The sequence below is a fragment of the Amedibacillus dolichus DSM 3991 genome (assembly GCF_000154285.1).
In the GTDB taxonomy this organism is placed as follows: Bacteria; Bacillota_I; Bacilli_A; order Erysipelotrichales; family Erysipelotrichaceae; genus Amedibacillus; species Amedibacillus dolichus.
Genome location: NZ_DS483468.1, coordinates 1 through 8,857, shown reverse-complemented (window position 1 = coordinate 8,857; position 8,857 = coordinate 1). Strand labels below are relative to the sequence as shown.

9 protein-coding genes are annotated in these 8,857 nt (G+C 52.0%); all 9 read left to right on the top strand.

Annotated elements, in window-relative coordinates; genetic code table 11:
• Nucleotides 1-649 (top strand): CHAP domain-containing protein (locus tag EUBDOL_RS01490; protein ID WP_040462882.1); only part of this gene is annotated, 649 nt, incomplete at its 5' end.
• Nucleotides 650-678: 29 nt separating this feature from the next.
• Nucleotides 679-936, top strand: coding sequence for a DUF4315 family protein (locus EUBDOL_RS01485; RefSeq protein WP_004797801.1), 258 nt, complete (start codon nucleotides 679-681; stop codon nucleotides 934-936).
• Nucleotides 926-1,690 carry a DUF4366 domain-containing protein gene (locus tag EUBDOL_RS01480; RefSeq protein WP_004797800.1) on the top strand — a complete coding sequence of 255 codons (765 nt, stop codon included), beginning with the start codon at nucleotides 926-928 and terminating at the stop codon, nucleotides 1,688-1,690. The genes EUBDOL_RS01485 and EUBDOL_RS01480 overlap by 11 nt, the downstream gene beginning before the upstream one ends.
• 187 nt (nucleotides 1,691-1,877) lie before the next feature.
• Entirely contained in the window at nucleotides 1,878-2,561 is a 684-nt protein-coding gene (locus tag EUBDOL_RS01475; RefSeq protein ID WP_004797797.1) for a hypothetical protein, read from the top strand.
• Entirely contained in the window at nucleotides 2,548-4,656 is a 2,109-nt protein-coding gene (locus EUBDOL_RS01470; RefSeq protein WP_004797795.1) for a type IA DNA topoisomerase, read from the top strand. The genes EUBDOL_RS01475 and EUBDOL_RS01470 overlap by 14 nt, the downstream gene beginning before the upstream one ends.
• Entirely contained in the window at nucleotides 4,653-4,931 is a 279-nt protein-coding gene (locus tag EUBDOL_RS01465; RefSeq protein WP_002570998.1) for a hypothetical protein, read from the top strand. Before EUBDOL_RS01470 ends, EUBDOL_RS01465 begins: the two co-directional genes overlap by 4 nt.
• Nucleotides 4,932-4,937: 6 nt before the next feature.
• Complete coding sequence (locus tag EUBDOL_RS01460; protein ID WP_004797790.1) at nucleotides 4,938-8,339, top strand: LPD28 domain-containing protein; 3,402 nt, start codon at nucleotides 4,938-4,940, stop codon at nucleotides 8,337-8,339.
• Between the two features lies 1 nt (nucleotide 8,340).
• Entirely contained in the window at nucleotides 8,341-8,556 is a 216-nt protein-coding gene (locus tag EUBDOL_RS01455; RefSeq protein ID WP_003526257.1) for a transposon-transfer assisting family protein, read from the top strand.
• Between the two features lie 78 nt (nucleotides 8,557-8,634).
• Nucleotides 8,635-8,857 (top strand): hypothetical protein (locus EUBDOL_RS11540; RefSeq protein ID WP_040462881.1); only part of this gene is annotated, 223 nt, incomplete at its 3' end.

The window sequence follows — 8,857 nt, the reverse complement described above, 5'->3', positions numbered from 1 at the left end:
TGAGACCACCTCAGAAGAAGTTCCCTATGAGTATTACATTTTGAATGTGAAACTCACCAGCAAGCCCATTTCCGCTGTGGTGTCGGAACTTCTGACCCCGGAGCAGATGAAAATGTATCAGGTTTACCGGCAGACCATGGGCAATAAGCCGCTGTTGTTTGGCGGCGGCTCCCCTGATACCAGCGGCTCGGAAGATCTGTCCGGTGTGCAGTTCATTAACGGTACCCGCCCCGGCAATCCTCAGCTGGTGGAACTGGCCAAGCGTCAGGTGGGCAATGTGGGCGGTTATCCCTACTGGAGCTGGTACGGCTTTGACTCCCGCGTGGAATGGTGCGCCTGCTTCGTATCCTGGTGCTATAACCAGGCAGGAAAAAGTGAACCGCGCTTTGCAGGCTGTGAGTGGCAGGGCGTTCCGTGGTTCCAGTCCCATGGACAATGGGGTGCAAGAGGCTATAACAATCTGGCTCCCGGAGATGCAATTTTCTTTGACTGGGATTTGGATGGGACAGCAGACCATGTAGGTATCGTGATCGGTACGGATGGCAGCCGTGTTTATACCGTGGAGGGAAATTCCGGCGATGCCTGCAAGATTAAAAGTTATGACCTGAATTATCAAAGCATTAAGGGCTACGGCCTGATGAACTGGTAACAGAGATTTTTAAGAAGGAGTGATAGACGATGGCAAAGAACAAAATTGAGCGCATTGACCAGGAGATTACAAAGGTCCGCGAGAAGATCGCAGAGTATCAGGAAAAGCTCAAGGCGCTGGAAGCACAGAAAACCGAGGCAGAGAATCTGGAAATCGTTCAGATGGTTCGTGCGTTACGCATGACTCCAGCACAGCTGAACGCTATGCTTTCCGGTGGAATGAACCACGGCAGAGATACAGCACTGTCGGAATCAAATAATCAGGAGGCTACCGCTTATGAAGAATAAAAGAATTTGCAAAACACTTTCCGCCCTTTGCCTGACAATGGTTGTGGCATTTGGATTTACGATCCCTGCTTTCGCACAGGGGTCAGAACAGGCTCCGGCGGCACCGGCAGAGGATTCTACCAATGACAGCAATGTGATTGTGGAAGAAGCAGAACCGGCACCGGCACTTACACCAGATGGCAATGCCGCTCTGGTGGATGATTTTGGTGGCAATAAGCAGCTCATTACCATTACCACCAAGGCGGGCAACTATTTTTACATTTTGATCGACAGGGCTAATGAGGATAAAAAGACTGCTGTTCACTTTCTGAACCAGGTGGATGAAGCGGATTTGATGGCACTGATGGAAGATGGAAAAGCAAAAGAGGAGCCGCCTGCGGTATGCAGCTGCACGACAAAATGTGAAGCAGGGGCAGTCAATACGGCTTGTCCGGTCTGTGCAACTGATAAGAGTAAATGTACGGGCAAAGCACCGGAACCTCCGGCAGAAATATCGGAGCCGGAAAAGGAGAAGCCTGCCGGACTGAATCCGGCTGCGCTGGTCCTTTTACTGGCTCTGCTTGGTGGCGGTGGCGTATTTGCCTATTTGAAGCTCGTTAAGAACAAGCCTAAGACCAAGGGCAATGACAGTCTGGACGATTATGATTATGGCGAGGAAGATTCCGAGGAATGGGAAACCGAAAATGAGGAGTCGGACGAGCCGGACGCTGACGGGGGCAGCACAGAAGAAGATGACGAGGACAGCGTGAAATGACCCGTTTCACAGACAGTCCCTATGAACGCATGATGACACGCAGGCCGGAGGGCGGGAGGGAAACTTCCCGTCCTCCTTCTTTACCCCACAACCACCCCTGCTATGGCTGCGGGAGTTATGGAAGCCCCTGCGTAGGCATCTGCCATCGTGAGATGGAACGCTGGCTCAAAGAAAGGAAACGAAAAAAATGAGTGTTCTGATTATATTTATCAAGCTGATTGCTGTTTTTGACCTGCTGGTGATCGCCGTGTATTTTGGCGGCGACATTCTTTCTACCATGTTAAACAAACTTCGGAGAAAGCCAAAGCAAGATGACCCCTTTGATTTCTCCTTAGATACCGTGACAGTTTCATTGTCCATAGATTCTATCCGTCAGCTTTATTCCGGTGACGCGGCAGAGTTTGTGGAAGAAAAGATCCTGCCAAATGCGGAGAAAACAATGGCCGTTTTGACGGAACAAGAACAGACGGCGACTCGTCTGCTCTTATCTGCTCTGATCGGTTTTCTTGCAGCAGAAGCTCCTATGGATGAACAGAGCTTTCCTTTGATGATGGAACTTCTGAACTGCATGGAAGGGGAAAAAGAAGATGGTTGCCAGGATGCAGTAGATAGTTTACTTGAAGATGCCGCCTGCAATACCCGCCGTCACGAAGAATATTACAGCAATTATCAACGCTACCAGCTGATGCAGGTGGATAAAACCCGTGTCATTTTGGCTTGTCGTATCATCATCAATGACCTGCTGGGGAAACTGTACCGCTATGACTACCGGTTTGGTTATAACCTGCTACTGGATGAGGAAAACAGCATAGAGAAAAAACTGCACACGCCTGTGCGGGAAGAATGGGAGGCTGAAGATGATGAGATATAAACTGGTAATCGCTGAAAAACCATCGGTTGCACAAAGTCTGGCCGCCGTGATCGGCGCGACTGCTCGTAAGGACGGCTATCTGGAGGGGAACGGTTGGCGTGTCAGCTGGTGCGTGGGCCATCTGGCCGGTCTTGCGGATGCAGACAGCTATGACCCCAAGTACGCCAAGTGGCGATATGATGACCTGCCTATTCTGCCGGAGCATTGGCAGATGGTGGTGGGAAAGGATAAGAAAAAGCAGTTTGATATTCTCAAAAAGCTGATGAACGCCCCGGATGTGACGGAGGTAGTAAATGCCTGTGATGCCGGACGCGAGGGCGAGCTGATCTTCCGCAGCGTCTATGAGCTGGCAGGCTGCCAAAAGCCGATGAAAAGGCTCTGGATTTCTTCGATGGAGGATTCCGCCATAAGGGAGGGCTTTGCAAACCTGCGCCCAGGTGTAGATTATGATGGACTTCGGGATGCTGCTCTCTGCCGTGCCAAGGCCGACTGGTTGGTAGGGATCAATGCCACAAGGCTTTTTTCCGTGCTGTACCACCGCACCCTCAACATCGGGCGCGTGATGTCTCCAACGCTGGCACTCATTGTCCAGCGAGAAGCTGAAATCGACACCTTTAAGCCGGTTCCTTTTTATACCGTGGCGCTGGAGCTGCCCGGTCTTACCATATCCGGGGAGCGCATAAGTGACCGAGCAAGCGCAGAGCAGCTGAAAGAAGCTTGCCAGGATGCAGCTGTCACAATCAAAAAGGTGGAGTGTAAGGAAAAGCTCGAAAAGCCACCTGCCCTTTATGACCTGACTACTCTGCAAAGAGATGCCAACCGCATGCTTGGATTTACGGCCCAGCAGACCCTGGACTATCTGCAAAGCCTGTATGAAAAGAAGCTCTGCACCTATCCCCGTACTGACAGCCGCTATCTGACCGGTGATATGGCAGACAGCCTGCCGGTGTTGGTGAATCTGGTTGCCAATGCTATGCCGTTTCGCAAAGGGATCGCCATTACCTGTGATCCGCAGACAGTCATCAACGATAAGAAAGTAACCGACCATCACGCAGTAATCCCTACCAGAAATCTCAAGGATGCAGACCTTTCTGTCCTTCCTGCGGGAGAAAAAGCGGTGCTGGAGCTGGTGGCCCTGCGTCTGCTGTGTGCCGTGGCCCAGCCCCATATCTATTCGGAAACCGTTGTGATTGCAGCGTGTGCCGGTAGGGAGTTTACCGCCAAAGGAAAAACGGTGAAGCACCCCGGATGGAAAGCACTGGAGGACGCCTACCGTGCCAAAATGAAGGATGCAGAGCCGAAAAAAGAGGGCGCAGAGAAAGCCCTGCCGGAGCTGACCGAAGGACAGACCCTTTCGGTTGTTGCTGCAATCGTCAGAGAAGGCAAAAGCAGTCCGCCCCTGCACTTTACGGAGGACACTCTGTTGTCCGCGATGGAGACTGCCGGAAAAGAGGATATGCCGGAGGATGCCGAGCGAAAAGGTCTGGGGACACCGGCCACCCGTGCCGGTATTTTGGAAAAGCTGGTATCTGCCGGTTTTCTGGAACGAAAAAAGAGCAGGAAAACGGTGCAGCTTCTCCCTTCCCACGATGCAGTTTCCCTGATCACCGTTCTGCCGGAACAACTGCAATCGCCGCTTTTGACTGCCGAGTGGGAGTACCGACTGGGCGAGATCGAGCGCGGGCAGCTTGCCCCGGAGGAGTTTTTGGACGGGATCAGCACCATGCTGAAAGATCTGGTGGGAACTTATCAGGTCATCAAAGGAACTGAGTACCTGTTCACTCCGCCCCGTGAGGTGGTGGGCAAATGCCCTCGCTGCGGCGGTGAAGTTGCAGAACTGCAAAAAGGCTTCTTCTGTCAGAATGATTCTTGCAAATTTGCAATCTGGAAAAATAACAAATGGTGGGCTGCCAAGAAAAAACAGCCGACCAAGGCTGTGGTGTCTGCACTGCTTAACGATGGCCGTGTCCGTGTGACGGGGCTATATTCGGAGAAAACCGGCAAGACCTACGATGCCACTGTGGTTTTGGAGGACGATGGACAGTACGCCAACTTCAAGCTGGAATTTGATCAGCGGAAAGGAGGCAGCCGATGAAGCTCTCTTTAGTGGAACGGGAAACCATTCTCCTTTATAACCAGGCAGAACCAATGGCTGAGGTCTACACCCACGATCCCCGTCTGATGGAGAAGCTGGAACTGCTGGCAAAAAAGCACCCCGACCAGATCACCCGAAAGGACGCCCATAACTTTACCGTCCCAAAGCGGTGTGTATCAGTCCGGGAGCCATATAGCGCAGAACGCCGCAAAGCCGCCAGTGAGCGTGCGAAAGCTGCCGGATACCAGCCCCCTGTGAGAAAGTCCAGCAGTTAAAGGCACATGACAGAGAATGTATTTGAAGCAGTCAAGCAGTCGGTCAGCACCAGAGATGCGGCAGCGTTTTATGGGATCGAGGTCAAACGAAATGGCATGGCCTGCTGTCCCTTTCACGATGATAAGAACCCAAGCATGAAGGTAGACCAGCGGTTCCACTGCTTTGGCTGCGGTGAAGATGGGGATGTGATCGACTTTACCGCAAAGCTCTTTGACCTCTCCTCAAAAGAAGCGGCGGAGAAACTGGCACAGGACTTTGGCCTGATCTATGACAGTCAGGCCCCTCCCCGCAGGAGGTATGTCCGGCAGAAAAACGAGGCACAGAAATTTCGGGAGGACCGGCAGCGGTGTTATCGCGTACTGTCCGATTACTACTATCTGCTGAAAAAATGGGAGGCCGACAATTCTCCCCGGACACCGGAGGAAGAACCGCACCCCCGTTTTGTGGAAGCAATCCAGAAAAAAACCTATGTAGAGTACCTGTTGGACCTTTTTCTTTATGAAAGTGAAGAAGAACAAAAGGCATGGATTGCAGAACACACAGCAGAAATCACACACTTGGAAAGGAGATTGAAAATCATGGCTGAGAACAAACCCACCAACCGAGAGCGGCTAAGGGAAATCACAGATGGCATCGAGCAGGGGATCAAAGAACTGTTTGAGAGTGAAAAGTATATGCGCTATCTGTCCGTCATGTCCCGCTTCCACCGCTATTCGGTAAACAACACCATGCTCATCTATATGCAGAAGCCGGACGCTACATTGGTAGCCGGATACAATAAGTGGAAAGACCAGTTTGAGCGTTATGTAAAAAAGGGCGAGCATGGCATTACCATCATCGCCCCCACACCGTATAAGAAGAAAATCGAGGAGCAGAAGCTGGACCCGGATACCAAGGCTCCGATTTTGGATAAAGACGGAAAGTTCGTTACAGAGGAAAAAGAAATCGAGATCCCCATGTTTCGTCCGGTCAAGGTCTTTGATGTGAGCCAGACCGACGGGAAACCTTTGCCGGAGCTTGCATCATCCCTTTCCGGCAATGTGCCAAATTATGAGGCATTCATGGAGGCCCTGCGCCGCAGCGCACCGGTGCCGATTACTTTTGAAGCAATGGCCGCCGATACGGACGGCTATTTTTCTGCCGATCATCAGAAAATTGCCATTCGCCAGGGCATGAGCGAGGTGCAGACGGTTTCGGCCACAGTACACGAGATTGCCCACAGCAAGCTCCACAATCAGAAAAAGATTCAGATTGCCAATGACGAGCAATATCAGGAAATCGAGCTGTTTGATAAACCCGGTCTGTTCTCCAATGGGCGGATTGTCCGTGATAATCTGCCGGAGGGCGTTTATTGCTATGACCTGCGCGGTTCTGACTACGACCCCGGAGAGCCGGTCTGTGTAGAAGAACAAGTGGTTGTAAACCATGCAGGTTCCGTTCTGCTGACAGAGCCGCTGGAGCTGGCGGAAGATGGACGCCTGATGCTGACCGAGGAAGAAGGGCTGAATTTTGTTGGCGGCTTTTCTACCCTCACCCAGTTTTTGCAAGAACAGAGGAAAGACCGCCACACGGAGGAAGTGGAGGCTGAAAGCATCTCCTACGCAGTCTGCAAATATTTTGGCATCGAGACCGGAGAAAACAGCTTCGGCTATATTGCAAGCTGGAGCCAGGGCAAAGAGCTGAAAGAGCTGAGAGCCAGTTTGGAGACCATCAACAAGACCTCCGGCACTTTGATCTCCGACATTGAGCGCCACTATAAGGAAATCTGCAAAGAGCGTGGAATTGACCCTCATGCAAAGGTAGAGCCGGAAACCGCCCTGATAGAGCAGCCAGAAGATGCCGCTAAGGTATCTGATAGACAGCAGACCGGCGATCTGACCTACTATGTAGCAGAGTGCATGGAATTTCCAAACCTCGGAGAATACCACGATAACCTGTCTTTGGAGGAAGCAATCCGCATTTATCAGGAGATTCCGGCAGAACGAATGAACGGGATCAAGGGCATTGGTTTTGAGCTGAAAGATGGAAGCGACTATGAAGGACCTTTTCCGATTTTGACCGGGCAGACCATTGACCTGGACACTATTCAGGGAATCGACTATTACCGTGATAATCCGCTGGTACAGAAAGCGGTAACGGAACTGGCTGCGGCCATGCCGGAAATGGAGGTACTAGGGGCGGATGCCAACCAGCAGGAGGCTTTGTTTCTGATCAACGATACTACCTATCTTCATATCCAACCCTGTGACAGCGGATGGGACTACACTCTTTACGATGCTGCGTCCATGAAAGAGCTGGATGGTGGTCAGCTGGATATGCCGGAGCTTTCCTGCATGAAGGCAGTTCTCCAGATTTGTGATGATAACGATCTGGACAGCACTTCGCTCAGACACGCTCCTATGTCCATGATTGAGACCTTGCAGGAAGCGGCCTATCAGCAAATGCAGGCAGAGACCAGTCAGATGACTGCTTCTTCCCAGCTGCCGGAAGCGCAGGAGCAGGCACTGGATGAATACCCCATGCCGGATGAGCAGGTATCCACACCGGATATGCAGGAATATGGCTACTCCTATGATGGGATGCTCCCTGTTACCAGAGAACGGGCGCTGGAACTGGATGCCGCCGGTTTGACCGTCTATGTGCTGCATGAGGACAATACGGAGAGCATGGTGTTTGACCCGCAGGAAATCATGGATCATGGCGGTCTTTTCGGTGTGGACCATGAGGAATGGGAGAAAAGCCCTCAGTTCCACGAAAAGGTCATGGAGCGTCAGGAACATCAGCGGGAACGCGAACAGGCATTTCTCTCCCAGAACAGAGATTGCTTTGCCATCTATCAGGTGAGCCGTGACGATCCGCAGAATGTGCGCTTTATGAATCTGGATTGGTTAAAGTCACATGCCATTTCCATAGACCGCAACAATTATGACCTCATTTACACAGCTCCTCTGAGGGAGTCTGGCACTGTGCCGGAGCAGCTGGAAAAACTCTATCAGCAATTCAATCTGGAAAAGCCCGTGGACTTTCACAGTCCCTCCATGAGCGTCAGCGACATCGTTGCGATCAGGCAGGGCGGTAAGGTATCCTGTCATTACTGCGACAGCGTTGGTTTTACCCAGATCCCCGGATTCCTGCCGGAAAATCCGCTGAAAAATGCGGAGATGGCCATGGAGGACGATTACGGCATGATTGACGGTATCATCAACAATGGCCCAAAAGAGCCGACCGTGGCAGAGCTGGAACAGCAGGCTCGAAGCGGTCAGCCCATTTCCCTGATGGACTTGGCTGATGCCGTTCATCGGAAGGAACGGGAAAAGAAAAAGTCCGTCATGGAGCAGCTGAAAGGCCAGCCCAAGACAGAACACAAAAAGACAGCACCCAAAAAGAGTGCGGAAAGGGAGATTTGATATGGGAAACTTTACCTTTGAGGAAATGAACCTGATGTGCATTTACAATACCGGCAGCCGCACCGGGCTGATTGACAGTCTGCGTGAGATGCGCGGCGAGCTTTCGCCGGAGGAAACGGAACTGAGGGAATTGACCGACAGCGCCCTTACGAAGCTCTGTGCGATGACCGATGAGAAGTTTGCCGAACTGGAGCTGTACCCGGATTTTGACCAGTAAACAACATAACCGCAGGGATGGGGTGGCGATCTGCCACCCCGCCTTTTTACCCCAAAACTGAAAGGAGGACAGAACACCATGCCAACCAAAGCTGAACTATATGCACAGATGGCGGAGAAGGTGACAACGCAGCTCACGGGGAGCTGGCAGGAATGGGCAGGGTTTCTCACTACTGCTTCCCGCCTTTACAAGTACCCGTTCCACGAGCAGCTGATGATCTATGCCCAGCGACCGGACGCCACCGCCTGTGCGGAGTACGATTTGTGGAATGAAAAGATGGGCCGGTATGTAAGGCGCGGCT